The sequence below is a fragment of the Ascidiimonas meishanensis genome (assembly GCF_037782385.1).
GTDB lineage: Bacteria > Bacteroidota > Bacteroidia > Flavobacteriales > Flavobacteriaceae > Ascidiimonas > Ascidiimonas meishanensis.
Window position 1 is genome coordinate 755,716 of record NZ_JBBEXD010000001.1, and the last position, 25,295, is coordinate 781,010.

The window sequence follows — 25,295 nt, forward strand, 5'->3', positions numbered from 1 at the left end:
ATCGTGATTTTTTATTTAGTTATGACCGGAAACCGTTAGTACTATGCAAACAATAGACTGGATCATACTTATAGGTACCTTAATCTTTATTGTAAGCTACGGTGCCTGGAAAACCAAGGGAAGCAAAAACGTCAAAGACTATATTCTAGGAAACAATGAAGCACAATGGTGGACCATTGGGCTCTCTGTAATGGCCACTCAAGCGAGCGCTATTACCTTTTTATCTACTCCAGGTCAAGCTTTTCATGATGGAATGGGATTTGTACAATTCTATTTTGGGCTCCCGCTGGCTATGGTTGTAATCTGTATTGTTTTTATTCCTCTTTATCATAGATTAAAAGTTTACACTGCTTACGAGTTTTTAGAAAATCGTTTTGACCTAAAAACACGAACTTTGGCAGCTATCTTATTCCTTTTACAACGAGGCCTAGGGGCAGGAATAACTATTTTTGCACCAGCAATTGTGCTTTCTGCAGTACTGGGCTGGGATCTTAAAACACTCAATCTTATTATTGGAGTACTCGTAATTATCTATACAGTATCTGGGGGGACCAAAGCCGTTAGTGTTACTCAAAAACAACAAATGTTTGTTATAATGACGGGCATGTTTATTGCTTTCTTTCTTATTCTAAGCTACCTACCTTCTGATATTACTTTTGGAAAAGCGCTAAAAATGGCGGGAGCTAATGACAAACTCAACATATTAGATTTTTCTTTTAATACGAAAAGCAGGTATACTTTTTGGAGTGGGATTACCGGTGGCTTTTTCCTAATGCTCTCTTATTTTGGTACAGATCAAAGTCAGGTACAAAGGTACCTATCTGGTAAATCTATCAGAGAAAGTCAATTAGGCCTTATTTTTAACGGATTGTTGAAAGTGCCTATGCAATTCTTTATTTTGCTTGTAGGGGTAATGGTATTTGTATTTTATCAATACAACCACTCCCCCCTTAACTTTAATCCCGCTGCAAACGAAGCGGTATTGAACTCAGCATATGCAGAAGAATATAACGAACTACAAGAACAACATCTCAAACTTGAAACGGAAAAGAAGATAGCGCAAGAACAATTTTCACAAGCTTTAGATGTTCAAGAATATGATCCCATTGTTTCCGCCAAGCAACACATTATGGCGATTAATAAAGAGGAACGCATTAACCGTGAAAAAGCGAAGCAAATTATTGAAAAAGCAGATGCTGATGTTGAGACCAATGATAAAGATTATGTATTTATTCATTTTATCTTAAACCAGTTACCAAAAGGACTAATTGGTTTATTGCTAGCAGTTATTTTGTCTGCTGCGATGTCTTCTACAGCCTCTGAATTAAATGCTTTGGGAACTATTACTACAATGGATCTTTACAATCGCAATCTCAAAAAAGAAAAAAGTGACACGCAACTTCTAAATGCCTCAAAATGGTTTACGCTAGCTTGGGGAATAATTGCTATCTTATTTGCGAATTTTGGTTCATTAATAGATAACCTTATTCAGCTAGTAAATATAATAGGGTCTATTTTTTATGGAAATGTTCTGGGCGTTTTTCTTATTGCCTTTTTTATAAAATATATTAAAGGAAATGCTGTTTTCTGGGCAGCTGTTCTTACCCAAATTAGTGTACTTTTTATCTACTACCAATTTATATTTAAAGAAGAGCTCATAGGCTATCTCTGGTTGAATTTTATAGGGTGTGCTTTAGTGATTATTATTTCTTTCATACTTCAATTGTTTAACCCTGCAAAACATGTCCAAGCAAACGCAAGTTAACTGGGGGATTTTAGGAGCAGGAAAAATTGCTCGGAAATTTGCTCAGGATTTAGTACGGGTCTCCGATGCAAAATTAATGGCAGTTGCGGCAAGAAATGGTACAGATGCCAAAAAGTTTGCTAGTGAATTCCATATTGAAAATGCATACAATGGGTATGAAGCCATGCTGATGAATTCAGAATTGGATATCGTTTATATAGCTACTCCACATGTATTTCATTGCGAACATGTGCTGCTTTGTATTACCTATAAAAAAGCAGTGCTCTGCGAAAAACCTTTTGCGATGAATACAGCGGAAGTTCAAAAAATGATACTGGCTGCAAAAGAAAATAATGTGTTGCTTATGGAGGCGCTATGGACTGCTTTCTTACCACACTACCAATACACTCAAAATTTTCTCAAAAAAAACACATTTGGACGCATTAAAAAACTAGAGGCAGATTTTGGATTTCCAGCAAATCCAGATCCCTCTCTTAGACTTTACAATAAATCCCTAGGTGGAGGTAGTTTACTAGATATAGGAATTTACCCTGTTTTTGCGGCACTAAGTACCTTGGGAATTCCCAAAAGCATAAAAGCAGAAGCAACCTTTACAGCAACGGGAGTTGATGCAGCTTGCACTATTGAATTTACCTATTCTAATGAAACAATTGCCGTACTGAAAAGTACGTTTCAAGAAGAAACACCAACAACAGCTACGTTTTATTGTGAAAATGGAACTCTAAAAATTAAGAGTCGCTTTCATGAACCTTCGGAAGTTTTATTAATCAATTCAGCAGGCGAAGAAGAAACAATCAGTTTTAATTACCAAACTAATGGATATTCATTTGAAGCTGCGCACATGAATCTTTTGTATAAAAGCGGGGTCACCGAAAGCCCTATCATGAACTTTGAAACTAGTTTAAATCTCATGAAATTATTAGATGATATAAGAAAAAAAATAGGCTTATCTTACACTTAACTTTTATTGAATTATCATTTCAGTATAGCATATAAACCAAAAAAACCCACACTTAAAATAAGTATGAGTTTTGGTATTTTATAGAATTAAGAACCTATTTAGCGCCCCATTCTTTCAATGAATTTTCATTAAGCTTAATATAATCAGCATTGTTGGCTTTCTTAGCAAGCTCTAACGAAGATTTTGCAGCGGCAATTGCTCCTTTTGTATCTCCCATCTTAGCATGAATCAAAGATTTTTGACGATACATCCAGAAAGCTTCAGGTCTTTTAGCAATAGCCATATCAATCCATTCTTTTGCCTTTGCTAAATCTTTATCTTCTTGCAGGTAATAAACTGCGGCACCGTAATAATCATTAGCAGAAGGTCCCGCCATTGTAGCTTCAATACTAGCTACTGCTTTAGCATCAGTAGGTACAGTAAAGGGAACAGCTATATAGCTTTTCTCCCAAAGGATCTCCAGATGAGCTCCGTTATTTGTAAGATTATTAAAATCTATGGCAAACGTTTCAACATCAAAAGGTATAGGCATTACCTCTGCTGTAAAGCTTGCCGCAACTTTAGCATCATCCCATTCTCTTGGGGTACCCCAGTTATCAGTATCACTATAGAAAATTACTTCCCATTGAGTTTCTCCAGGCTTTGTAAAGATGGCATAAGAACCAGATTTTAATTCTTGGTCACCAACTTTCACGTCATCACTAAATGTAATTATTGTATTAGCGTTGGCACCAGTTCTCCACAACTTATTATAAGGAACAAGATCTCCAAAAATGGTTCTTCCTTTCATGGAAGGACGGCTGTAAACTACAGATACGTCTGTAAGACCTACCTTTTGTTCAATTTTTGACACAGGACTAGGTGCAGGTGTTTTTACCTGAGCGGTTATGGATGCTACTATAAATAGCATCGCAACGATCATTAATTTTTTCATTGGAATTTGGTTTAATAAGGTTTATGTAACGAAATTAATCTATTCAAGAGGCATCACATGTTAACGAAAACCTAAAAAAAAGATTTCCATTAAGAATTCTACTTCCGATAAAGACAGACTAAAAAAATTGATCAATTTTTACTTAACACAATGGTAACATGCCTTGTTACAAATATGGTAAATTTGCAAGGTGAAATTACAGAAAAAGCTCTTTGCAGAATTCATAGGAACTTTTGCCATGGTATTTTGTGGTACTGGAGCAATGACTATCAATGAAATAACTAATGGGAGTATTACGCATCCGGGAATAGCTATCACCTGGGGACTTATAGTAATGGCTATGATTTATGCGTTTGGTGAGATTTCAGGAGCTCATTTCAATCCTGCTGTTACCATTGCATTTACCTACGCTGGAAAGTTCAAAAAATCAAACATACTTCCGTATATCGGTGCTCAAATTCTAGGTGCCATTGTTGCGTCTGCTTTGTTATGGATTCTTTTTCCACAAAGTGAGTTTTATGGAGCTACCATACCTTCTATAGATTCATGGCGTGCATTTATCATGGAGTTAGTACTCGCATTCTTTTTAATGGTCGTTATCATTAATGTATCTACAGGCAGCAAAGAAACTGGTACGATGGCTGGTATTGCCATAGGTGGTATTATCTTATTGGAAGCCATGTTTGCAGGTCCTGTTACCAAAGCTTCTATGAATCCGGCAAGATCAATTGGTCCTGCATTAGTTTCAGGCCATTTTGAGCATCTTTGGCTATATCTCACTGCACCAATTTTGGGAGCTTTACTGGCAGTAATAAGTTGCCGGTTGGTAAAAAAAGAACAATGTTGTTAGTGGCTTACAATACTATATTCACTTGTAAAAATCTGAGTATTGGGTAACGATTTAAAATTGTTTAACGTTTTATTATAAAGTTTAAACAATTTATTTGGTAAATTTGGCATATATAATATGTATATGAAACTTTATCAGCTGCACTCCAAACAAAAACTTCCCATTACGGTTCAGGAAGCATGGGATTTTCTTTCAAACCCCAAAAATTTAAAACTTATAACGCCAGATTCGATGGGTTTTGTTATAAAATCAGGAGCAGACCGCCCTATGTATCCAGGACAACTAATACAATATACGGTAACTCCAATAGCAGGAATACAGACGAAATGGGTTTCAGAAATTACTCAGGTAAAAGAACCAGAATATTTTGTAGACGAACAAAGATTTGGTCCTTATGCCATGTGGCATCACAAACATTTTATTACACCTATTGAAGGAGGTGTAGAAATGGAAGATATTGTAGATTATAAACTTCCTTTTGGAATTTTAGGCCAGTTAGCGCACCCTTTATTAGTAAAAAATAAATTACTTGAAATCTTTAAATTCAGAGAAAAAAAATTAGTAGAAATTTTTGGCGAATATAATGATGAGCCTAAAGTAATTACCATGCAATCCATCTAATAAATTACCCTATTAACTATTAAATTTTATGAATAAAAATATACTTCTTATTGGAGGTTCTCACGGAATTGGAAATGCTATAGTGGATGAACTTCAGAAAGATCACAACGTTTATGTAGCCTCAAGAACTAAGGAGAACCTTAACTATGCCAATGTGCATCATATAGTATTTGATGCAGAAACGGAAAACTTAGAGCTTTCATCACTTCCAGATACCTTAGATGGTTTTGTTTTTTGTCCTGGTAGTATCAATCTAAGACCTTTTAAGATGTTAAGTGAAGATGCTTTTGAACAAGACATGCAACTTAATTTTTTCAATATGGTAAAAGTACTCAAAGCAATTATTGGGAGAATGAATCCTAAAAGTAGTATTGTTTTGTTTAGTACAGTTGCTGTGGGCACAGGAATGCCATTTCATACCAGTGTCGCTGCAGCAAAAGGAGCCATAGAAGGTTTTGCAAAATCCTTAGCAGCAGAGTATGCTCCAAAAATTAGGGTTAATGTAGTAGCTCCTTCTTTAGTAGACACTCCTTTGGCAGATAAATTACTTAATAACGATAAGAAAAAAGAGAAAATGAATGAGCGTCACCCGTTAAAACGGTACGGTCAACCAGAAGATATTGCTGCAATTGCTAACTTCTTGTTAAGTGATAAAGCCTCCTGGGTAACTGGGCAGGTTTTTGGAGTGGATGGAGGAATTTCTACCCTCAACTTAAGCTAACAAAGTATATTCTAAATGAGCAAATTAAAAGTGTCTATTTTTTGGTTTAGGAGAGACCTTAGACTAGATGACAATATAGGCTTTCTTAAGGCATTAAAAGGAGATGTTCCTGTAGTACCCATATTCATATTTGATAAAGATATTCTTGATGAGTTGGAAGAAGAAGACCCAAGGGTTACTTTTATCTTCAATACATTGCAAAATATGAGAAATGAATTGCAGCAAGAGTATGGTAGTTCTATTGGATTATTTTATGGCAAACCTTTAGTGGTTTTCAAAAATTTGATTCATGATTTTGAAATTTTAGAAGTACATACGAATCATGATTACGAACCCTACGCTAAAAAAAGAGATAAGGAAGTAGCTCAATTATTAGAAGATCATAACATTGTATTTCAAACTTATAAAGATCAAGTTATTTTTGAAAAAGATGAAGTAGTTAAAGATGATGGAAATCCTTATGTGGTGTATACCCCTTACATGAGAAAATGGAAAGAACGATTCAATGAAGACCAATTAAAAATTCATTATACGAGTCAACATCTATCTAACTTACTGCAAAATTCGAGGCTTCCTACTGTTACTTTAAGTGATATGGGTTTTAAAAAAGCATCTATTGAGATTCCACCATACGATGTAACTCCTACCCTGATTCAGAATTATGAAGATACGCGTAACTTTCCAGCAAAAGATGGTACTTCCCATTTGGGACCACATTTGCGTTTTGGCACCGTAAGTGTCCGCAAAATGATAAAAAAAGCCATTGCAGAAGAAAATGAAGTATTTTGGAATGAACTTATATGGAGAGAATTCTTCATGCAAATTCTCTGGCATTTTCCACATACCACCAAAAAAAGTTTTAAAGAAAAATACGACCGTATTGAGTGGCGAAATAACGAAGATGAATTTAAAAAATGGTGCGAAGGAAAAACTGGATATCCACTTGTAGATGCAGGTATGCGTCAATTAAATGAAACCGGGTATATGCATAATAGGGTGCGAATGTTAGTGGCTAGTTTTTTATGTAAACACCTTTTAATAGATTGGCGATGGGGAGAAGCCTATTTTGCAAGTAAATTATTAGATTATGAGATGTCTAGCAATGTAGGGAACTGGCAATGGGCATCGGGAAGTGGTGTAGATGCTGCACCTTATTTCAGGATTTTCAACCCTATAACTCAGATAGATAAGTTTGATAAAAATCATGAATACATAAATACATGGGTAAAAGATCTTAATGAGTTTTCCTATCCTGAAAAAATAGTCGATCACAAAGAAGCAAGAGAACGCTGTCTTAGCGTATATAAAGAAGCAGTTAGTAATTGAGATAAAATTTTCCTAATTTGAAGGTTTAACTAATTAAACTGCATCTATTATGGCTTCAAAAGAATATGATAATGGTGAAATTACCGTAGTCTGGAATCCTTCCATTTGCACTCATTCAGGAAATTGTGTGAAGGGTTCTCCTAAAGTTTTTAAACCTAAAGAAAAACCGTGGATTAAGATGGAAGCTGAAACTTCTAAATCTATTATGAAAACTATCAATACGTGTCCGTCAGGCGCTTTGAGTTTTTATAAGAACAAAAAATAAACTATGAATATTGTCTGGTTAAAGCGTGATTTGCGCTTAACAGATCATGAACCTATTTACAGGGCTTTAGAAACTTCCTCTAAAGTCCTTTTATTGTATTGCTTTGAACCTTTTATCTTAAATGACCCTCACTACAGTGAAAGACATTTTAATTTTATAAAAGAAAGTCTTAATGATCTTAATACTGAACTATTCAATTATAGCAGTAGTGTTTTGGTTGTAGAAGCAGAAATAACAAATCTACTTTCTTTTCTCCTAGAAAAAATAGGCTCCTTCCAGCTTCACTCTTCTCAGGAAACCGGACTTAACTGTACCTTTAAAAGAGATAAAAAGGTAGCCAAATGGTGTAAGTTACACGATATTTCATGGTCAGAATACGGTCAAAATGGAGTGAAACGCAGAATCAACCATCGTAAAACCTGGAAAGATGATTGGTATGAAAATATGAATGCAATTCCTTTTACCTTTCAACCCTTGGCAAATCAATTATTTGAAATTTCAGAGATACATTCATTGGAAAAAGAGCTACAGATTCCTTCTTTAAAAACTCCAAAATCAATTTTTCAAAAAGGAGGCACCAAAGAAGGAATTAAATATTTACACAGTTTTCTACATAATCGTATCACAGCTTATAATTCTAATATTTCCAAACCCGAAGCCTCCAGAAAGAGTTGCAGTCGTCTTTCTCCTTACATTGCTTGGGGAAACCTCTCCGTAAGACAAGTATACCAGAGTGCCATTGTTCACAAGGAAAAAGTTAACAACAAAAGAAACTTAACTTCGTTCACCTCTAGATTGAGATGGCAGGCGCATTTTATTCAAAAATTTGAATCGGAATGCTCTATGGAGTTTTTGAGTATTAATAAAGGATATCACAAACTTCAGAAAACAGTGAATAGAAATTTTCACGATGCTTGGATTTCAGGAAAAACGGGGTTTCCGCTAGTAGACGCAGCCATGCGATGTCTTAATCAAACTGGTTATCTCAATTTTAGAATGCGTGCTTTATTAGTTTCATTTTATACCCATTTATTATGGCAACCATGGCAAAATGCTTCCTGCCATCTCGCTAGTCAGTTTTTAGATTTTGAACCAGGTATCCACTATCCACAACTACAAATGCAAGCAGGTGAAACCGGAATTAATCTACTTAGAATTTATAATCCTATAAAAAATAGCTACGCCCATGATCCCCATGGAACATTCATACTTAAATGGATACCAGAATTAGAAGTCATTCCTCCCTCTTTTATACATGAACCATGGAAACTAACGATGTTAGAACAACAGTTTTATAATTTTAAATTAGGAGTCAATTATCCTGAACCAATTATTCAACTAAATGAAGCTTGGCGAAAGGCTAGTGATCTTTTATGGTCCTATCAAAAAGAATTAGAAGTAATTAAAGATGCTAAACGAATTTTAAAAAAACATACTATTCCTGAAAGACCTGTTTGGGATGAAGATTAAGAAGCTTTTAGTATCTTTATAAAGCAATCAAGCAAGTAAAAAACCATGGCAGAAAATAAGACCAAGCCTACTCAGGTATCCGTTGTTGATTTTTTAAATAAAATAGAGGATTCTCAAAAGCGAAAAGACAGTTTTGAATTGCTTGAAATTATGAAAAAATTAACTGGAGAAGAAGCCGTATTGTGGGGCCCTTCACTAATAGGTTTTGGCACTTATCATTATAAATATGAAAGCGGAAGAGAAGGCGATTTTTTCCTTACGGGATTTTCTCCGCGAAAACAGAATCTTACCATTTATATTATGTCTGGTTTTAGCAAATACGAAGTTTTAATGAATAAATTAGGGAAACATAAAACTGGAAAATCTTGTCTTTACATTAAAAAACTAACAGATATCGATATATCAGTTTTAGAAGAATTAATAATTTTAAGTGTAGCATATACTAAAAAACTATATCCAAACTAATCTAAAAACTATGAAAAAACTCATTTTTCTATGCCTTGCGGTCATTTGCTTTACAACTCAGGGTTTTAGCCAAAAAATCAGTAAAAACAAAAAAGCCGTTATTCAATCTGTAGAAGAACACAAAGCAGAATTGATTGCACTTAGCGATCAAATCTGGGCAGCAGCAGAAACCGCTTTTAACGAAAGTACCTCTTCCAAATTATTGGCAGATTATGCTCAAAAACAAGGCTTTACCGTAGAAAGAGGAGTTGCAGGAATGCCTACAGCTTTTGTAGCAACTTATGGATCTGGGAGTCCTGTAATAGGCGTTTTAGGAGAATTTGATGCCCTTCCGGGGATCTCTCAAAAAGCACAACCTACAAAATCTCCCCTTCAAGAAGGCGCAGCAGGTCATGGTTGTGGCCATAATTTATTTGGTGTTGCCAGTTTAGCCTCTGCTATAGCAGTAAAAGAACTTATGGAACAAGGTAAATTTACAGGTACTATTAAATTCTATGGTACTCCGGCTGAAGAAAAGTTTTTTGGAAAATTATGGATGGCAAGAGAGGGATTATTTAGCGATTTAGATGTTTGTTTGGATTGGCATCCTTCTGCCTCTACTAAAGCAGATGTACAAAGTTCGCTTGCATTAGTAGATTTTACCGTTGAATTTAGAGGCCAAGCGGCTCATGCTTCTGCCGATCCATGGAACGGACGTAGTGCTTCTGACGCTTTAGAACTCTATACCACAGGAATCAATTATCTCAGAGAACATATTAAACCTACGGTACGTATCCATTACCATATACAAGATGGTGGCCAGGTGGTGAATGTAGTACCTGATTATTCTCGTATTTGGGTGCGAGTAAGAGATACCAAACGAGATGGTATGCTGGAAGTGTATGAACGCGTAAAAAAAATGGCAGAAGGCGCAGCTATTATGGCAAATGTAGATTACGAAGTAAAACTGGTATCTGGCCTTCATGAAGTTTTAGTAAATAGAACAGGTGGTGAAGCAATGCAAAAAAATCTAGAGCTATTAGGTCCTATTACCTATACGGAAGAAGAGGTTGCCTTTGGAAAAACCATTCAAGCGTCTACAAATAAGCCACAGGTAGGTATGGATAGTGAAATAAGACCGCTAGAAGAAACCAAGGAGCATCCTGGTGGTGGCTCTACCGATGTTGGAGATGTAAGTTGGTTAGTTCCAGAAATACGTCTTGGCGTGACTACGGCACCAAAAGATACTCCGTGGCATTCATGGGCAGTGGTAGCATGCGGAGGAATGTCTATAGGGCACAAAGGACTTGTTTATGCTTCTAAAGCACTTGGAATGACGATGACAGACTTATTTGAAAATCCAAAATTGGTAAAAGCAGTGCAAAAAGAATTTAAAGAACGTAAAGGAGATGCAACCTATGAAGCAATTTTACCAGCGGGACCTCCACCTTTAGATCAGGATTAAAGTTTACCCAATAAAATAAAACTGCTTCCAAAAATTTATTTATTTCTGGAAGCAGTTTTTAGCTTGTATCATCATTTGAAAAATTCTGTTTGTAATCTTCTTTGCAGCGTTTTTTAGACCCTTATAATTTTCGCACCAATGGCACGAAGTCGGGTATCTATATTTTCATATCCCCTATCAATTTGTTCTATGTTATGAATAGTTGAAGTGCCTTTAGCAGATAAAGCTGCTATAAGCAAAGAGACACCTGCCCGAATATCTGGTGAGGTCATTACCGTTGCTTTTAAAGATGATTTAAAATCATGTCCTATCACAGTAGCTCTATGCGGGTCACAAAGAATAATCTTTGCCCCCATATCAATAAGTTTATCTGTAAAAAACAACCTACTTTCAAACATTTTTTGGTGAATCAAAACACTCCCTCTTGCCTGCGTAGCAGTAACCAAAATAATACTTAGTAAATCTGGTGTAAAACCGGGCCAAGGAGCATCAGAAATGGTTAATATAGAACCATCAATAAAACTTTGAATTTCATAACCATCTGGGTGTGCCGGAATGTGAATATTATCTCCATCTTTCTCAACAGTGATTCCTAACTTGCGAAATACAGATGGTATCAAACCTAGATTATTCCAACTTACATTATTGATGGTAAGTTCACTTTTGGTCATAGCCGCCAAGCCTATCCAACTCCCTATTTCAATCATATCTGGCAAAATAGTATGCCTACAACCTCCTAAAAACTCTACTCCTTCTATTTTTAATAAATTTGAACCTACTCCTTCTATTTTAGCGCCCATACTTGTAAGCATTTTACACAATTGCTGCAAGTAAGGTTCACATGCTGCATTATAAATAGTAGTAGTACCTTTTGCCAATACTGCTGCCATTAAAATATTTGCAGTTCCAGTAACAGAAGCTTCATCTAATAACATGTAGGCGCCTTTTAGCTCCTTTGCTTCTACTCCATAGAAGTGTTCTTCGCGATTGTAGCGGAAACTAGCACCCAATTTTACAAAACCTTCAAAATGGGTGTCAAGTCTGCGACGCCCAATTTTATCTCCTCCAGGTTTTGGGATATATCCTTTTCCGAATCTGGCCAATAATGGTCCCACAATCATTATGGAGCCTCGAAGCCCTCTACCATCTTGTTTGAACTGTTCTGACTGAAGATAGTCCAGATTTACATCATCTGCCTGAAAAGTATAACTGCCAGATCCATTTTTTTGGATTTTAACACCTAGATTTTCTAATAAGTTTATAAGCTTGTTGACATCAATAATGTCCGGAATATTCCGTATTTCTACTTTTTCTGAAGTTAACAATACGGCACATAATATTTGAAGAGCTTCATTTTTTGCCCCCTGAGGCGTAATCGATCCTTTTAAACGATGACCGCCTTCTATTTGAAAAGTTCCCATAAAAACTGAAGACCTATTTTAGTAACGCTTTTTATTTCGGTTGTTTCGGTAGTTCTTTTTACCCCCCTGATTATTGGATGGGCGATTATTATTGGTATTGGCTTTACCTCTACTACGTAAAAGTTCTGAACTGTTAACCAAATCTTCATCCCATTTAGCCAGATTAATCTTTCCATCACTTAATTCAAAAAGATGTTTAAAAATAACATCGTCATCAACCGTATCTTTATTCCAGTTAAGGAAGCTTTTTTTCATGTGGTTGGCAATGGTGTATTTAAGTGCTTGCTTCATATCTCCCTCTTCCCAACTATTAGCAACATCAATCATCTTCTTGATATTGTTGCCATAAAAACGATATTTTGGAAAATTCTGAGGATAATCAAGTCTCTCAGGACGCTCCATAAGCTTTTCTTTGGTAAGGGTTTCATAAGGACAGTCTACATCCAATTGAAAATCAGACATAATAAAAAGCTGATCCCATAATTTATGTTGAAAATCTGGAACATCTCTTAAATGAGGATTGAGGTTCCCCATAACTCCTATGATTGCTTGAGCAACTTTATTGCGCTCTTCACGATCATCAATAGATATAGCAAAATCTACCATTTTCTGAATATGCCTTCCATATTCTGGTATAATAAGCTTAGATCTTTCTGTATTGTACTCTAGGTCGTCTGTCAAAATATTAGAAATTTATTTCAAAGAATTGAACGGATTTCATCCGTAAACTCGAAGTAGTGCAAAATACTAAAAATTAAATAAGCATACATAAAAAAAAGACAAAAATTGTTTATAACGAAATTACTCCTTCCACAACAGACACTTCTTTGTACAAACGAATCACCTCATCCGGATTTTTTAAGTGAACCGTAATGGAAACACTTGTATACTTTCCATTAGATGATTCTTTCTTTTGAATCACAGCACCCATATATTGAAAAATATCCTCAATCTGTTTAATTTTAGTGAGATCTGTAGTTACTATAAATTTATATAAATAATCTGATGGCCAAGTAGTGCTATTTGCCAATTCATCTTTTAATCGCGTATAAAATTCGTCCTGTTTTGATGCATCCATAGTCTTTTTTTTACGCTACAAAGATATAAATTTACAACCTTTTAGATTCTCGGTTGATTTCTGTAATTTGCCTATTCAAATCGCTAACTGAAAGGATGCGCAAAATTGTAATTACTGGAGGCCCGGGAACAGGTAAAACATCTATAATAACTTCACTTGAATCAAAAGGTTACACTTGTATGCCTGAAATTTCAAGGCAAATTACCCTAGAAGCACGAGAACAAGGTATTGATCAACTTTTTCTTGAAGACCCTATGCTGTTTAGCAATAAATTATTGGAAGGAAGAAAAAAACAATTTCTTGAAACTAGCCGGTTAAATGCTACTGCTGTTTTTTTAGACAGAGGACTCCCAGATGTACTTGCTTATATGGATTATATAGGAGATGTTTATCCACAAGAATTTGTAGAAACTTGTAGGATTCATAGATACGATCAGGTTTTCCTTCTTCCGCCGTGGAAAGAAATTTATACGGAAGATAATGAACGTTACGAAAGTTTTGAGCAAGCAACTCTTATTTATAAAGCATTAAAAGAAACCTATCTTAGTTTTAACTATGAATTGATTGAAGTTCCTATTGGAAAATTAGAAAACAGAATAGATTTTATAATGAATAGTTATCATAAAAATGAGTAATGCATTAGATATTCTTCAAAAATATTGGGGCCATAAGACTTTTAGATATCCTCAGGAAGAAATTATCAATTCCGTTTTACAAAAAAAAGATACGCTCGCCTTACTTCCTACCGGAGGAGGGAAATCTGTGTGTTTTCAAATTCCAGCATTATTACAACCCGGAATTTGTATTGTTATTTCGCCTTTAGTAGCTCTTATTAAAGATCAGGCAACAGCTCTTAGTGATAAAGGAATTAAGACTATTGCACTTACAGGGGCTATCAATTATAGTGATTTGGATGCCGCGTTGGACAATGCCATTTATGGAAACTACAAATTTTTATACTTGTCTCCTGAACGGCTTAAGCAAGAATTAGTAATGGATCGTATTCGGCAAATGCCCGTAAATCTTATTGCTGTAGATGAAGCACATTGTATTTCTCAATGGGGTAATGACTTTAGACCCTCCTACAAAGAAATTGCTTTATTAAGAGACCCTTTTCCTCATGTTCCCATAATTGCTTTAACGGCAACTGCGACTACTAAAGTACGTGAGGATATTATTGAATCTCTTAATTTTCAAAATCACCATACTTTTGTCAACTCTTTTGAGCGAGCTAATATCTCCTATCAAGTAATCAGGCATGAAAATAAATTACAAACTACCATCCATTTATTAGGTAAACATCCCGGAAGTGCTATCATCTATGTACGAAATAGAAAAGCTACTTTAGATATTAGTACTTATTTGAAACAACACCGTATAACAGCCGACTTTTATCATGGAGGTATCTCATCAGAAGACAAGCAAAATAAACTACGTGCGTGGCTTAAGAATGAGATTCGTGTAATAGTTGCAACTAATGCATTTGGTATGGGGATTGATAAGCCAGATGTAAGAAGTATATTTCATTTGGCAATGCCCGAAAATGTAGAAAATTATTATCAGGAGGCTGGACGTGCAGGAAGGGATGAAAAACCTGCTTTTGCTTATCTTATAGTGAGTGAAAGTGACGGAATCCTTTTAAAAAAACAATTTCTTACGCATTTACCAGATGTAACCTTTGTAAAACTTGTGTACAGAAGGTTAAATAATTATCTTCAAATACCTTATGGTGAAGGAAGTGAAAGTACCCATCAATTAAAATTTGCCCATTTCTGTTCCGTATACGAATTGCCAAGTAAAAAAACGTACAATGCCATGAAGCTTTTAGACCGACATGGTGTATTGCGACTTTCTGAGAGTTTTCACAGAAAAACTAAGGTTCAGTTTAAGGTCTCTACAAATCAATTGTTTGAATACCTAAATAGAAATCGAAATTTTGAAGAAATCACAAGGGCTATCCTTAGAACTTATGGAGGGATTTTTGATTTACAAACTCCAATCAATCCTACACTCATAGCTAAAAAAACGGGGAATTCAGAAAAAAAAATACTAGATATTCTAAATCAATTAGAGAAAGATAATATCATCTACTATACTGCAAACCATACCGATGCAGAAATTACTTTTTTAGTACCAAGGGAAGACGAGCAAACCATTCATCTTTTCGCCAATGATATTAAAACACATTTAAAATTAAGGCACCAACAGGTAGAAGACATGATCTCTTATGTGAATACCAATAATGTTTGCAGAAGCATCCAATTATTAAGGTACTTTGGTGAAACAAATGCATCTTCTTGTGGTATTTGCTCTGTTTGTATCTCCCAGCCAGATAAACTTACGGAAGAAGTTGCTGTTTTGGTTGGAGAGGCAATTATTGACCTTTTAAAAAAGAAACCTGAAACTTCAGAAAATATTTTGAAATCTCTTACTTTTAAAGAGCAAACCGTACTTTTTATTTTGCGATCACTTTTAGAAAAAGGAAAAATTAAATTAAACAACATCAATCAATATAGTCTTCACAAATGAGAAATTTAAGAATTGTATTTATGGGCACACCAGATTTTGCGGTGGCCATCTTAAAAAAAATGCTAGAAGAAAAATTAGTCGTCGTGGGGGTTATTACTGTACCAGACAAACCTGCGGGGAGAGGTAGAAAGCTTCAAGAGTCTGCAGTGAAAAAGTTTGCAGTTACTAAAGAAATTCCTGTGCTACAGCCTACAAATCTTAAAGATGAAGAATTTATAAAAGAATTGAAAGATTTAAACGCGAATTTGCATGTAGTAGTTGCCTTTCGTATGCTTCCAAAAGTAGTATGGGACATGCCATCCTATGGTACTTTTAATTTACACGCCTCCCTCCTTCCCAATTATAGAGGAGCTGCTCCTATTAACTGGGCACTTATTAATGGGGAAACTAAAACTGGTGTTACTACATTTTTTATTGACGAAAAAATTGATACCGGAGAAATCATTCTTCAAAAAGAAGTCTCCATAGATAATAGTATGAATGCTGGTGAATTACATGATTTGCTAATGTATACCGGAGCTGAATTGGTAATAGACACCATTAGAGCTATTGAAAAAGGAACCGTTAAGACAAGGAAACAACCGGGAACAGACGTCCATAAAGCAGCACCCAAATTATTTAAAGACAACTGCAAGATTGACTGGAAGAACTCGGCTGAAAACGTTCATAACAAAATTCGTGGTTTAAGTCCATATCCTGCAGCTTGGAGTTGGTTGGTAAATGAAGAAACTAAAGAAGAGAAAGTTAAAATTTTTAGATCCCAACCTGAAAAATCTAGTCATACGTTGGAACCAGGTCAATTAATAATAGAAAAACATAGTCTTAAGGTAGCAGTTAAAGATGGGTACATACACATTTTGGAAATGCAGCTTCCCGGAAAGCGAAAAATGAACATAAAAGATGTGCTTAATGGATACTCATTTGATAATAATGCCAGAATGCGGTAAACCCTTGCTGCTAAAGGGTTGAACGAAAAAACCGATAATTCTGCTCACTTTATTAACAAAGGTGTTAAGTTATCAACAAAATAAGCGTTTTCCCTTGATTTTACTTGCGTGATACATAAATCCATATAAATTTGTCACAATAATTAAAATAAATGTTTAACCAACAATTAGTTTTAAAAATTTTATTATGAACAAAACAGAATTGATCGATGCTATTGCAGCAGATGCTGGCATCACTAAAGCAGCAGCAAAAAAAGCATTGGAATCTTTCTTAGGCAACGTTGAAGGTGCTCTTAAGAAAGGTGGAAGAGTTTCTTTGGTAGGCTTTGGTACTTTCTCTGTAACTAGAAGAGCCGCTAGAGACGGAAGAAATCCACAGACAGGAAAAACCATTAAAATTGCTGCTAAAAATGTAGTTAAATTTAAGGCAGGAGCTGATTTAAGTAAGTCAGTGAATTAATTTTTCCTTAGAAAATAAATTATTAAAGCACCTTTTTAGGTGCTTTTTTATTGTCTTATATCGAAATAAACACGCTAAAATTTGATTTTTTTGATTTTTTATTTAGCTTTAGGAAAACTTTATATGTATGGTAGCTACTAAACCGCAGAAAGGGCATTTGCTTATTTCGGAACCATCTATTATAGGAGACGTATCATTCAATAGGTCGGTAGTACTGCTAGCTGAACATAACGAAGAGGGATCTATAGGTTTTATTCTTAATAAGCCCCTTGCTTTTCATCTCAATGAATTAGTTCCGGAGATTAAAAAATCAATGAAGGTATATAATGGAGGTCCCGTAGAGCAGGATAACTTATACTTTATTCATCGTGTCCCTGACCTTATTACCAATAGCATTGAAATTTCACATGGTGTATATTGGGGAGGAGACTTTGAAGAAATTATAGACTTAATTAACCAAGGAACTATCAAATCTTCAGATATTCGTTTCTTTCTTGGGTATTCAGGATGGGAAATTTTGCAATTAGACAAAGAACTACAGTCCAGTTCTTGGATTGTATTGGAGAATAAATACAAAAGCAATATTATCCGTAAATCTGCAAATTACTTCTGGAAAGAAAAAATGTTGGAATTAGGGGGAGATTATATGCTTTGGTCTAATGCTCCTGAAAATCCCAATCTCAATTAAGAGATTCTAATGAATACATTCAAATCCTGAACCAGTTTTGTACTGATTAAATTGCCGAAAGATTTTTTACGATATTTGGTAACTGGTTGTATCCCCGAAATTACATTTGTTATAAATAGCTCGTCTGCTTTCTGCAACTCAAAAGGAGATACCGAAGATTCCTCGAAATGTAAATCGGGATTTTTATTAATCATCTTAATCAATTGCTTTCTTAAAACACCATTGAGACAACCATCTGTTAACGGAGGTGTTTTAACCGTGCTCCCAGAGACTACAAATAGATTCCCATTAAGAGCCTCTACTACATTTTTTTCATGATTTAACAAAAGACAATTATCATATCCATTTTCATCTGCGAAAATACCTGCTAAAACATTGATAAGTTTATTGGCAGATTTAAGCGTAGAAAGCAACCCTGTATTCACCCAATGATCTTTGAAAAGTTCTACTTCATAAGGTTCAGAAGACAGTTTATAAAATGGATTTGACATAGGTGCCGCCTCTATAATGTAAGATATGTCATGATTCTCTGGAGTATATAAACCTCCTCCATTTCTAAAAACTGTAAACCTAATTCTTACCGTTTTCAATGCGAGTCCGTTTGCATTAATGGTTGTAAGAATAGATTCTTCCAGAAATTCCATGGTAAAGTTCATGGGGATATCCATTCTTAATATGCGCATAGACGCCATTAGCCTTAGGTAATGATCTTCCCAAAAGATAATTTTTTTATTCACCACTCTTATGGTTTCAAAAATTGCATCTCCATATTTTAGAGCACGATTAGACTCAGCTAAAAAAGCTGTTCCATCTGCAAGTAGTTTACCATTAAAATTAACCATAAAAAAACCCTGATTTAAATCAGGGCAAATATACTTTATTTAAGGATCATTTTAAACGGAACCTATTACATGTTTTAAGTCGGAAATTTGATTATCCCATAGCATTTTGGCTTCTTCAACTTCGTCTTCCTCTGCAAAATCTGTCACAACCAAAGAAACGTCTTTAGTTATTTCATCAACTACAATACGTAGTTCAAAAAATGATTCATCATCTTCTGCTTCTTCCCATCTAAATTTAACCATCTCTCCATTCTTCTTTCTCAACAACTTAGCCTTTTCTTCGGTGTCATCCCAGATAAATGTAAACAATTCTCCTCTTGAATTTACATTATCTGCAAACCATTCAGACAATCCCGAGGGTGTTGAAATGTATTGATATAATAACGTTGGTGAGGAATGAAGGGGAAACTCTATTTCGTATTTTATTTTATCCTGCATGGGTTTGTTGTTTAATAATTGACAATATAATTATTTCTGTTTAATACTAACAAGTTATTATCAAAAATATTTTCTCGCAATCATTTGACATACGTTATTTTGTTTTTATATTTGCAGCCGCGTTCAAGGAGCGTTATTTGGCGAGGTAGCTCAGTTGGTTAGAGCGTCGGATTCATAACCCGGAGGTCTCGGGTTCAATTCCCGATCTCGCTACATTACAAAAAACCCGGTTTATCCGGGTTTTTTTTATTTATAGAAATCCGTGGCGATTGTAATCGTCTAAGGATTGAGATAAATAAAAAAAGACAGCGCAAAGCGATGGCGGTTTTGTGAAATGTAAAGCTTCCCCCCAAAGGAATCACCGAAGGTAATTCTCGATAATAGATATAAAAACTCAATAATTAAACAGCGTTATTAAATTTCACTCAAACATAGCTTAAACTTCCCGTGGCGATTGTAATCGTCTAATGATTGAGATAAATAAAAAAAGACAGCGCAAAGCGATGGCGGTTTTGTGAAATGTAAAGCTTCCCCCCAAAGGAATCACCGAAGGTAATTCCCGATCTCGCTACAGGATACAAAACCTGGTTATACTAGGTTTTTATTTAAATGTCTTATCTTGAAAAAAGCGAACAATACATTCCAAACTCTATAAAAAATATAGACTTATCAAGTATAAGTAAAGTTTATAGCTACCCAAAATTCGTCCTGAAATTAAAGAAAGTTAGTATTCAATTAGAGATATCTTATCAAGTATTGTGAAAAAACTTACGAGAAAAGAAAACAATTGTAAGTGATTAGATTTAAACCCCTTAGGTCTTTTTTACATTCAACTCATTTATTACGAAATAGCGCACAGTTATAACTTACAATGAATCACAAGCAATTATTTCTCATTATATTAAAATGTTTTATAATTTATTTAAAATACATGGCTCAAGAACTAAATGACTTCTTAACTCCTGCACAAATAGGAGTGCTTAAAAGAGCTGCAGCACAAGTAACAAAATCTTTTGTTACAGATATGCACCAAAAATCCATTACTGCCTTTTGTAAAAAAAACAACATAAGCTTATCAATTCGAGAAACTGGCTTATTTTCTCTATTGAGAATAGAACAAGGTGCCAAAGCCAAACCTCATTCCATTTTAGAAAAAACGATAAAATCTAGCTCTTTAGAAAAAAATTATCCAGAAGTTTCGGAAGTAATGAGTACTATCAGTAGTCAAAACAGCATCAATCGTAGGGGAAGTATTGAAGATATAGGTCGTATGAGCATTACAGAAAGTATGGGTGATAATGCTAAGGCTTACACAAATCGAAGGAGATCTATGGACGGCAGTAATATTAGTTCCTATAAGAAAAGTACGGCTGGTAAAAGTGGTAAAGACAATGTCCATCGTTCCAGCAGTATGACAAGTATGGATAACATTTCTGGGGAAGACTTAAGGAAAAGTGACTTTATGAACCGCAGAAATAGTAGGGTACTCAGTAAAAGTAATAAGAGTAGTACTGGTCCTTTAAGTAGTATGAGCAGTATGAGTAGCGGTTTGAGCAGTATGAGTAGTTTGAGTGATAGTGGTGCAAGTGACAGTAGTGTAAGTGATAATGGTGTAAGTGAGAATGTTGAAAGTAATAGTCTGAATCAAGAAATTTCATCACAAATAGATAGTCATGATATAAAAGGGGTTTCCACAAGTGACCTCGTTGGATTTGTAGGTCACTGGTCTGAAGATAAAACATTATTAGGCCTTGCTATAGATAAAAGGGATTTATTAGACGAATCAGATCCCATATTAGAGAACAAAAACGATCCATTAACAATACTTCAGAAGTATCTCAGCATAGATCCTGTTCAAAATGAAGAGGGTTCAATAGAATATATACCTTATTTGGAATTAGAAAATCTTGAGCCTTATCAAAAAGAAATGGAAGACAAATGGCAACATCTTTTATATACTGGTGATTATGATATTGGTGAAATATATAAAGATGGGAAACCTATTCCAGAAGGGTCTAAGGAAAAAGCTGCAATATTATCAGGTCTTAATAAACAAATTGCGGATGACCAAAGGAAAGATCCAAACAACAAACTACCTATTAGATCAGGAACCTTTCGTGTAGATAAAACAGTAAATAAAGGTGACAAGAAGAGACGAACTCAAGTAGCCTTCTTAATTAATATTGAGAAAGGATCAGACTATGCTATGTTCCAACATGGCGATCAAATGGGCTACTTAACAAATCAAATGAATGAGAATATAGCAAAAGCAGCCAAAAGTGAAAATAAGGAAAAGGGGAAAGCAGAACTTGTTCCAGCTGTTGCGCAAGAGCCTGATGAACCCTTGGCATGGTGCATTAAAGGAGATTGGTTTTGCTCTCAAAATGTTCAAGAACATAAAATAGTAAGACAACACCATAACTTAAAAGTAACTTCTGGTTGGAGCGCAAAAACCCAAAGTTTAATCCGTGGAGAACATACTCCGCTAGATAAAAGAAGAATCGAAGAAAAAAACAAAGGAAAAAAGAAAGGAAAAAATAAAGAAGAACCTCCAAGAAGAAGTAGCATATTTAAAATGAAGGGCATGTAAGGCACTATGCTACAAACGGTATGAATTAAAATAATGGACTTCAACTTTATTTAAAGTCTGTCCTTTTTTTCTTAGATGGTCAGGAACTGATTTAGTATTATGTCCAAGCTATTGATGAGCATTGATAATTTTTTGACAGACTTCGTCTATATTTTCACTAATGAGTTTTTCAATCATACTTCTTAGCTTGGCTCGGTCTGTAGTTGCTAAGATTGCTAATTAACGTCAGTTCGATGTAAATAAGAATTAAAATCGAGTTCGAAATTGTCTTTTTCCGCAGTATAACAAGGTTTTCCGTTAAGAATTTTCGAAGCCCCCGTATTCTATGGTTAAAACAAGTAAATTCATGAACTCCTTTGAAGAAAATAGAGTATAGTGAACTAAAATTTAGCAAAGCCTTGTGGTTTTGTCCACTTTCTGGACAAAAATACCTTGGAAATCAAAGATTCACGAACACTCTAATGCAAAACAGATATGACATGAACTAAAAAGTGTCTTTTCTTTTGGTTTCCCTACACCACCTGGCTGCTTCACTAAAAACAGCTACTAGCTGTTTTCTTTACGTTCGCCCCTGTGCGAGCAAAGAAAATGAAAGTAATAATCTAAAAATAAGATTGTTAGATTAAAATAGTGTAAAATTTTCGAGATTATATTTTATGGAGGTTATATCATAGAAATCACGTTAATTAATATTTACTTCCCATTATAGATCTAATTTTAAATCACTCAGGCAGGAGCATTGATCTACAACTTAAAGTCACTCATCAATTCCTATGAGATCAATAATAGCAACCTGTGAATCTTTATATATGATTTCTCTTGTGATCTATTTCTTTTTAATTCTCTCGATACCGTACCCTCATTAACAGTAATTAATGGTCTCTATTTGGATACTCCTTATTCATATCTCCTAAGAAACGGAAGTTTAATACCCTCGTGACAAGGTAATTTGTTTGTAATGTTTTATCTAAAATTAATATAAACATTACGCCTAAAATAAATGGTGATCGCGTTATCCATTTTTAATGTTCGTGTTGCACTTAGAATTCAATTAAACTTAAAAAAATAAAAAACCATGAACAAACATAATTTTATCCATAGTTTTTAGATAGAATAAATCTACTTATAACGATACCGTTGTTACTAGTATTATAACAGCCTTGCCTAATTATCAAATAATAAAGTCATTCGCTACTTTCGATTTTTAGTAAATATAAGTTAAACAATCTGGTAATAGTAAATTCAGAAACATCATATTGATCATCAAAATCATTAAGGTTCACTTTGTATGCAATAAGGATCTTTTTCTAACATTAAAGAGCTTTATAGTGATGTAAATTATTTATTTTTATACAAAAATTATGAGTTTTCATAAACTTTATACTTTCTTAAATGCTTTGCAGGAAAATAATTCCAAAGATTGGATGGATACCAACCGCAAAAACTATCATGAAGTAAGAGGTTGGTACATCAACTGGCTAGATAAGATGAATTTAAAACTTGCACATATTGATCCTGAATATACGGATACTCCTGGAAAAAAAGCCATTAATAGAATAAACAACAATTTAATGTTTCATCCAGAAAAACCAATATATAAAGATCATTTTGGAGCGGGTTTAGATCAAGAATCAAAACAAGGTGATTTCTATATACATTTAGGAACCAATGAATCTTTTATTGCGGGTGGTTATTATCGTCCATCAAACAATATTTTAAAAAGTATTAGAGATGCAATTGATTACGATGGCGAAAAATTTCTAAAAATCATCCACAAAGAAAGTTTTAGACAAATTTTTGGAGGTTTACTTAAAGATGAAGAAAAATTAAAAACAGCACCAAAAGGATATTCACAAGACCACAAACATATTGATCTTTTGCGCCATAAAACTTTTGCCGTGCAATATGATCTCAACCAAAAAGAAGTAATGAAAGAAGATTTTGATCAAAAAGTAATTGCTATTTATAAAGAGATGTTACCATTTAGACGTTATCTAAATCTTGCCGTTTCTGTTCCTGCATAAATATGTCAAAAAAAAGAAATCCCATTCTAGACCGTTTTTATGACTTTATAAATAAAGAAAATGAAAAACGGATTTGCAAAGATATTACTGAAGACGCCTGTAAAGAAACTCCAAAGAATTACTTTCTACTTCTAATTAGTTTTTCTTTAACCAAATTAGGAGATACGTTAAGCAATCCTAAAACTGTTCTTGCTTGGCTTATGACTTATGTGAATGCTCCAGTATATTTAATAAGTTTTATAGTACCTATTCGAGAGTCCGGTTCAATGCTTCCGCAGATTATAATTGCTAATTATGTGAAAAAAAAGCAAATTCGAAAATGGATTTGGGTTCTTGGATCTGTTTTACAGTTTATCTCCATAATTACTATAGGCATAGTGGCTCTTTCATTTACGGGGGTAAATGCCGGCTGGTTGATCATAATATTCATCGTGACTTTCAGTCTGTCTCGCGGTCTATGCTCAGTAGCTTCAAAAGATGTACTTGGGAAAACCATCCCTAAAACACGTAGAGGTAAACTCAAAGGGTATACCGCATCTGTATCAGGTATTTTAGTTCTTGTAGCAGGACTATATATGATCTATAAATCCAAAGGTGATGTAGATGTACAATTTTATTCTAATGTAATTTTCTTCGCGGGTTCTCTATGGCTTTTAGCCGCAATTATTTATGCCAATATCAAAGAATTTCCTGGAGCTTCTGATAATGACAATAATGATTGGAAAGAAGCTTTTAAAAAGTTAAATCTAGTACACACAGACAAACACTTCAGAAACTTCATAATTTCCAGATCTCTGCTTCTTTGTTCTGCTTTAACAGCTCCTTTTTACATAATTTTAGCCCAAAATTACCTTGGTACAGAAAGTTATATACTTGGCTTGTTTATCATAGCAAATGGAATTGCTTCCATTATTAGTGCACCCATTTGGGGTAAAATGGCAGATATTGCAAGTAATAAAGTAATGGTAAGAGCAGCATTGCTTACAGCTTCTATTGGTATTTTCATGTTTATTATCTTAGTTGGCTTTCCTTATCTAAGAACTCAAGTGTGGCTCTACCCTATTGCATTTTTCTTACTAGGTATTGCCCATAGCGGTGTTCGGTTAGGGAGAAAAACCTATATAGTTGACATGGCTAAAGGAAATAAAAGAACTGACTATGTGGCGGTTAGCAATACGCTAATTGGTTTTATATTGCTCATCACTGGAGGAATTAGTGCTTTGGCATCTCTTATTTCAACTGAATGGGTTATTCTAATCCTATCTCTCTTTGGTTTTGCAGGAGCTTATACTAGTTATAAATTGCCTCAAGTAGAGTAATTCTCTTTACTTAAATCAATAGCATCCCATTTAAAAAAACTATTTGCAACTAAATCTTTCATATGCGTAAAAACCATATATAAATGTAAGTTAAAAGCTTATTTAATTAGAAAATAATAACAAAAAAATAGTAGTTT

Annotated in this window: 24 protein-coding genes and 1 tRNA gene; 19 read left to right on the forward strand and 6 right to left on the reverse strand. The window is 34.5% G+C overall.

Annotated elements, in window-relative coordinates; genetic code table 11:
• Window positions 1–43: 43 nt before the first annotated feature.
• Together WBG07_RS03240 and WBG07_RS03245 are read left to right on the forward strand one after the other, a co-directional pair.
• A complete protein-coding gene (locus WBG07_RS03240) occupies window positions 44–1,765 on the forward strand; it encodes a sodium:solute symporter family transporter (protein ID WP_340199046.1) in 1,722 nt (573 codons plus the stop codon).
• The gene (locus tag WBG07_RS03245) at window positions 1,743–2,726 is read left to right on the forward strand and encodes a Gfo/Idh/MocA family protein (protein ID WP_340199047.1); all 984 of its coding nucleotides are present in this window, start codon (window positions 1,743–1,745) and stop codon (window positions 2,724–2,726) included. Before WBG07_RS03240 ends, WBG07_RS03245 begins: the two co-directional genes overlap by 23 nt.
• Window positions 2,727–2,820: 94 nt before the next feature.
• On the opposite strand, the gene WBG07_RS03250 is transcribed toward WBG07_RS03245, so the two are convergent.
• The gene (locus WBG07_RS03250; RefSeq protein WP_340199048.1) at window positions 2,821–3,660 is read right to left on the reverse strand and encodes a DUF2911 domain-containing protein; all 840 of its coding nucleotides are present in this window, start codon (window positions 3,658–3,660) and stop codon (window positions 2,821–2,823) included.
• 190 nt (window positions 3,661–3,850) lie between these two features.
• Here WBG07_RS03250 and WBG07_RS03255 point away from each other — a divergent pair, with 190 nt between their 5' ends.
• From WBG07_RS03255 to WBG07_RS03290, 8 genes are all read left to right on the forward strand, one after another.
• On the forward strand, window positions 3,851–4,510 hold the full coding sequence (locus WBG07_RS03255) for an MIP/aquaporin family protein (RefSeq protein WP_340199049.1): 660 nt from the start codon (window positions 3,851–3,853) through the stop codon (window positions 4,508–4,510).
• A 123-nt stretch (window positions 4,511–4,633) separates the two neighbouring features.
• The gene (locus WBG07_RS03260) at window positions 4,634–5,131 is read left to right on the forward strand and encodes an SRPBCC family protein (protein ID WP_340199050.1); all 498 of its coding nucleotides are present in this window, start codon (window positions 4,634–4,636) and stop codon (window positions 5,129–5,131) included.
• 28 nt (window positions 5,132–5,159) lie between these two features.
• On the forward strand, window positions 5,160–5,852 hold the full coding sequence (locus WBG07_RS03265) for an SDR family NAD(P)-dependent oxidoreductase (RefSeq protein ID WP_340199051.1): 693 nt from the start codon (window positions 5,160–5,162) through the stop codon (window positions 5,850–5,852).
• 15 nt (window positions 5,853–5,867) lie between these two features.
• On the forward strand, window positions 5,868–7,178 hold the full coding sequence (locus WBG07_RS03270; RefSeq protein WP_340199052.1) for a cryptochrome/photolyase family protein: 1,311 nt from the start codon (window positions 5,868–5,870) through the stop codon (window positions 7,176–7,178).
• 49 nt (window positions 7,179–7,227) lie between these two features.
• Window positions 7,228–7,443: a (4Fe-4S)-binding protein gene (locus WBG07_RS03275; protein WP_340199053.1), complete on the forward strand. Its 216-nt coding sequence runs from the start codon at window positions 7,228–7,230 to the stop codon at window positions 7,441–7,443.
• A 3-nt stretch (window positions 7,444–7,446) separates the two neighbouring features.
• On the forward strand, window positions 7,447–8,913 hold the full coding sequence (locus WBG07_RS03280) for a cryptochrome/deoxyribodipyrimidine photo-lyase family protein (protein WP_340199054.1): 1,467 nt from the start codon (window positions 7,447–7,449) through the stop codon (window positions 8,911–8,913).
• A 45-nt stretch (window positions 8,914–8,958) separates the two neighbouring features.
• Window positions 8,959–9,378 (forward strand): DUF1801 domain-containing protein, encoded by a 420-nt coding sequence (locus WBG07_RS03285; RefSeq protein ID WP_340199055.1) that lies wholly within the window; start codon window positions 8,959–8,961, stop codon window positions 9,376–9,378.
• Window positions 9,379–9,388: 10 nt separating this feature from the next.
• Entirely contained in the window at window positions 9,389–10,822 is a 1,434-nt protein-coding gene (locus WBG07_RS03290) for an amidohydrolase (RefSeq protein ID WP_340199056.1), read from the forward strand.
• A gap of 113 nt (window positions 10,823–10,935) precedes the next feature.
• Here WBG07_RS03290 and murA read toward each other — a convergent pair whose 3' ends face one another.
• The 3 genes from murA to WBG07_RS03305 form a co-directional block, all read right to left on the reverse strand.
• On the reverse strand, window positions 10,936–12,243 hold the full coding sequence (gene murA / locus WBG07_RS03295) for a UDP-N-acetylglucosamine 1-carboxyvinyltransferase (RefSeq protein ID WP_340199057.1): 1,308 nt from the start codon (window positions 12,241–12,243) through the stop codon (window positions 10,936–10,938).
• Window positions 12,244–12,261: 18 nt separating this feature from the next.
• Window positions 12,262–12,924 carry a DUF4290 domain-containing protein gene (locus WBG07_RS03300; protein ID WP_340199058.1) on the reverse strand — a complete coding sequence of 221 codons (663 nt, stop codon included), beginning with the start codon at window positions 12,922–12,924 and terminating at the stop codon, window positions 12,262–12,264.
• Between the two features lie 109 nt (window positions 12,925–13,033).
• Window positions 13,034–13,321, reverse strand: coding sequence for a DUF493 family protein (locus tag WBG07_RS03305; protein WP_340199059.1), 288 nt, complete (start codon window positions 13,319–13,321; stop codon window positions 13,034–13,036).
• A 95-nt stretch (window positions 13,322–13,416) separates the two neighbouring features.
• On the opposite strand from WBG07_RS03305, the gene WBG07_RS03310 reads away from it, so the two are divergent.
• From WBG07_RS03310 to WBG07_RS03330, 5 genes are all read left to right on the forward strand, one after another.
• Window positions 13,417–13,956, forward strand: a complete 540-nt coding sequence (locus WBG07_RS03310) for an AAA family ATPase (protein WP_340199060.1) — start codon at window positions 13,417–13,419, stop codon at window positions 13,954–13,956.
• The gene (locus WBG07_RS03315; RefSeq protein WP_340199061.1) at window positions 13,949–15,850 is read left to right on the forward strand and encodes a RecQ family ATP-dependent DNA helicase; all 1,902 of its coding nucleotides are present in this window, start codon (window positions 13,949–13,951) and stop codon (window positions 15,848–15,850) included. The genes WBG07_RS03310 and WBG07_RS03315 overlap by 8 nt, the downstream gene beginning before the upstream one ends.
• On the forward strand, window positions 15,847–16,797 hold the full coding sequence (fmt, locus tag WBG07_RS03320; protein ID WP_340199062.1) for a methionyl-tRNA formyltransferase: 951 nt from the start codon (window positions 15,847–15,849) through the stop codon (window positions 16,795–16,797). Before WBG07_RS03315 ends, fmt begins: the two co-directional genes overlap by 4 nt.
• Window positions 16,798–16,984: 187 nt before the next feature.
• The gene (locus tag WBG07_RS03325; protein ID WP_340199063.1) at window positions 16,985–17,257 is read left to right on the forward strand and encodes an HU family DNA-binding protein; all 273 of its coding nucleotides are present in this window, start codon (window positions 16,985–16,987) and stop codon (window positions 17,255–17,257) included.
• A gap of 127 nt (window positions 17,258–17,384) precedes the next feature.
• Window positions 17,385–17,945 (forward strand): YqgE/AlgH family protein, encoded by a 561-nt coding sequence (locus WBG07_RS03330; protein WP_340199064.1) that lies wholly within the window; start codon window positions 17,385–17,387, stop codon window positions 17,943–17,945.
• On the opposite strand, the gene WBG07_RS03335 is transcribed toward WBG07_RS03330, so the two are convergent.
• Together WBG07_RS03335 and WBG07_RS03340 are read right to left on the reverse strand one after the other, a co-directional pair.
• On the reverse strand, window positions 17,942–18,787 hold the full coding sequence (locus tag WBG07_RS03335) for an aminotransferase class IV (RefSeq protein WP_340199065.1): 846 nt from the start codon (window positions 18,785–18,787) through the stop codon (window positions 17,942–17,944). The genes WBG07_RS03330 and WBG07_RS03335 overlap by 4 nt on opposite strands.
• Window positions 18,788–18,838: 51 nt before the next feature.
• Window positions 18,839–19,225, reverse strand: coding sequence for an START-like domain-containing protein (locus WBG07_RS03340; RefSeq protein WP_340199066.1), 387 nt, complete (start codon window positions 19,223–19,225; stop codon window positions 18,839–18,841).
• A 139-nt stretch (window positions 19,226–19,364) separates the two neighbouring features.
• Here WBG07_RS03340 and WBG07_RS03345 point away from each other — a divergent pair.
• The 4 genes from WBG07_RS03345 (at window position 19,365) to WBG07_RS03360 (ending at window position 25,158) form a co-directional block, all read left to right on the forward strand.
• A tRNA-Met gene (locus tag WBG07_RS03345) sits at window positions 19,365–19,438 on the forward strand.
• A 718-nt stretch (window positions 19,439–20,156) separates the two neighbouring features.
• Complete coding sequence (locus tag WBG07_RS03350) at window positions 20,157–21,815, forward strand: hypothetical protein (RefSeq protein WP_340199067.1); 1,659 nt, start codon at window positions 20,157–20,159, stop codon at window positions 21,813–21,815.
• A 1,361-nt stretch (window positions 21,816–23,176) separates the two neighbouring features.
• Window positions 23,177–23,839: a DUF2461 domain-containing protein gene (locus WBG07_RS03355; RefSeq protein ID WP_340199068.1), complete on the forward strand. Its 663-nt coding sequence runs from the start codon at window positions 23,177–23,179 to the stop codon at window positions 23,837–23,839.
• A 2-nt stretch (window positions 23,840–23,841) separates the two neighbouring features.
• Window positions 23,842–25,158: an MFS transporter gene (locus WBG07_RS03360; RefSeq protein ID WP_340199069.1), complete on the forward strand. Its 1,317-nt coding sequence runs from the start codon at window positions 23,842–23,844 to the stop codon at window positions 25,156–25,158.
• Window positions 25,159–25,295: the final 137 nt, after the last annotated feature.

Bases quoted from the DNA above. Each gene is read 5' to 3' on its own strand.
- WBG07_RS03325 (WP_340199063.1), top strand. From the start codon at position 16,985: ATGAACAAAACAGAATTGATCGATGCTATTGCAGCAGATGCTGGCATC.
- WBG07_RS03275 (WP_340199053.1), top strand. From the start codon at position 7,228: ATGGCTTCAAAAGAATATGATAATGGTGAAATTACCGTAGTCTGGAAT.
- WBG07_RS03265 (WP_340199051.1), top strand. From the start codon at position 5,160: ATGAATAAAAATATACTTCTTATTGGAGGTTCTCACGGAATTGGAAAT.
- WBG07_RS03245 (WP_340199047.1), top strand. From the start codon at position 1,743: ATGTCCAAGCAAACGCAAGTTAACTGGGGGATTTTAGGAGCAGGAAAA.
- WBG07_RS03240 (WP_340199046.1), top strand. From the start codon at position 44: ATGCAAACAATAGACTGGATCATACTTATAGGTACCTTAATCTTTATT.
- murA (WP_340199057.1), bottom strand. From the start codon at position 12,243: ATGGGAACTTTTCAAATAGAAGGCGGTCATCGTTTAAAAGGATCGATT.
- WBG07_RS03285 (WP_340199055.1), top strand. From the start codon at position 8,959: ATGGCAGAAAATAAGACCAAGCCTACTCAGGTATCCGTTGTTGATTTT.
- WBG07_RS03335 (WP_340199065.1), bottom strand. From the start codon at position 18,787: ATGGTTAATTTTAATGGTAAACTACTTGCAGATGGAACAGCTTTTTTA.
- WBG07_RS03270 (WP_340199052.1), top strand. From the start codon at position 5,868: ATGAGCAAATTAAAAGTGTCTATTTTTTGGTTTAGGAGAGACCTTAGA.
- WBG07_RS03310 (WP_340199060.1), top strand. From the start codon at position 13,417: ATGCGCAAAATTGTAATTACTGGAGGCCCGGGAACAGGTAAAACATCT.
- WBG07_RS03355 (WP_340199068.1), top strand. From the start codon at position 23,177: ATGAGTTTTCATAAACTTTATACTTTCTTAAATGCTTTGCAGGAAAAT.
- WBG07_RS03330 (WP_340199064.1), top strand. From the start codon at position 17,385: ATGGTAGCTACTAAACCGCAGAAAGGGCATTTGCTTATTTCGGAACCA.
- fmt (WP_340199062.1), top strand. From the start codon at position 15,847: ATGAGAAATTTAAGAATTGTATTTATGGGCACACCAGATTTTGCGGTG.
- WBG07_RS03305 (WP_340199059.1), bottom strand. From the start codon at position 13,321: ATGGATGCATCAAAACAGGACGAATTTTATACGCGATTAAAAGATGAA.
- WBG07_RS03360 (WP_340199069.1), top strand. From the start codon at position 23,842: ATGTCAAAAAAAAGAAATCCCATTCTAGACCGTTTTTATGACTTTATA.
- WBG07_RS03290 (WP_340199056.1), top strand. From the start codon at position 9,389: ATGAAAAAACTCATTTTTCTATGCCTTGCGGTCATTTGCTTTACAACT.
- WBG07_RS03340 (WP_340199066.1), bottom strand. From the start codon at position 19,225: ATGCAGGATAAAATAAAATACGAAATAGAGTTTCCCCTTCATTCCTCA.
- WBG07_RS03350 (WP_340199067.1), top strand. From the start codon at position 20,157: ATGGCTCAAGAACTAAATGACTTCTTAACTCCTGCACAAATAGGAGTG.
- WBG07_RS03250 (WP_340199048.1), bottom strand. From the start codon at position 3,660: ATGAAAAAATTAATGATCGTTGCGATGCTATTTATAGTAGCATCCATA.
- WBG07_RS03280 (WP_340199054.1), top strand. From the start codon at position 7,447: ATGAATATTGTCTGGTTAAAGCGTGATTTGCGCTTAACAGATCATGAA.
- WBG07_RS03260 (WP_340199050.1), top strand. From the start codon at position 4,634: ATGAAACTTTATCAGCTGCACTCCAAACAAAAACTTCCCATTACGGTT.
- WBG07_RS03315 (WP_340199061.1), top strand. From the start codon at position 13,949: ATGAGTAATGCATTAGATATTCTTCAAAAATATTGGGGCCATAAGACT.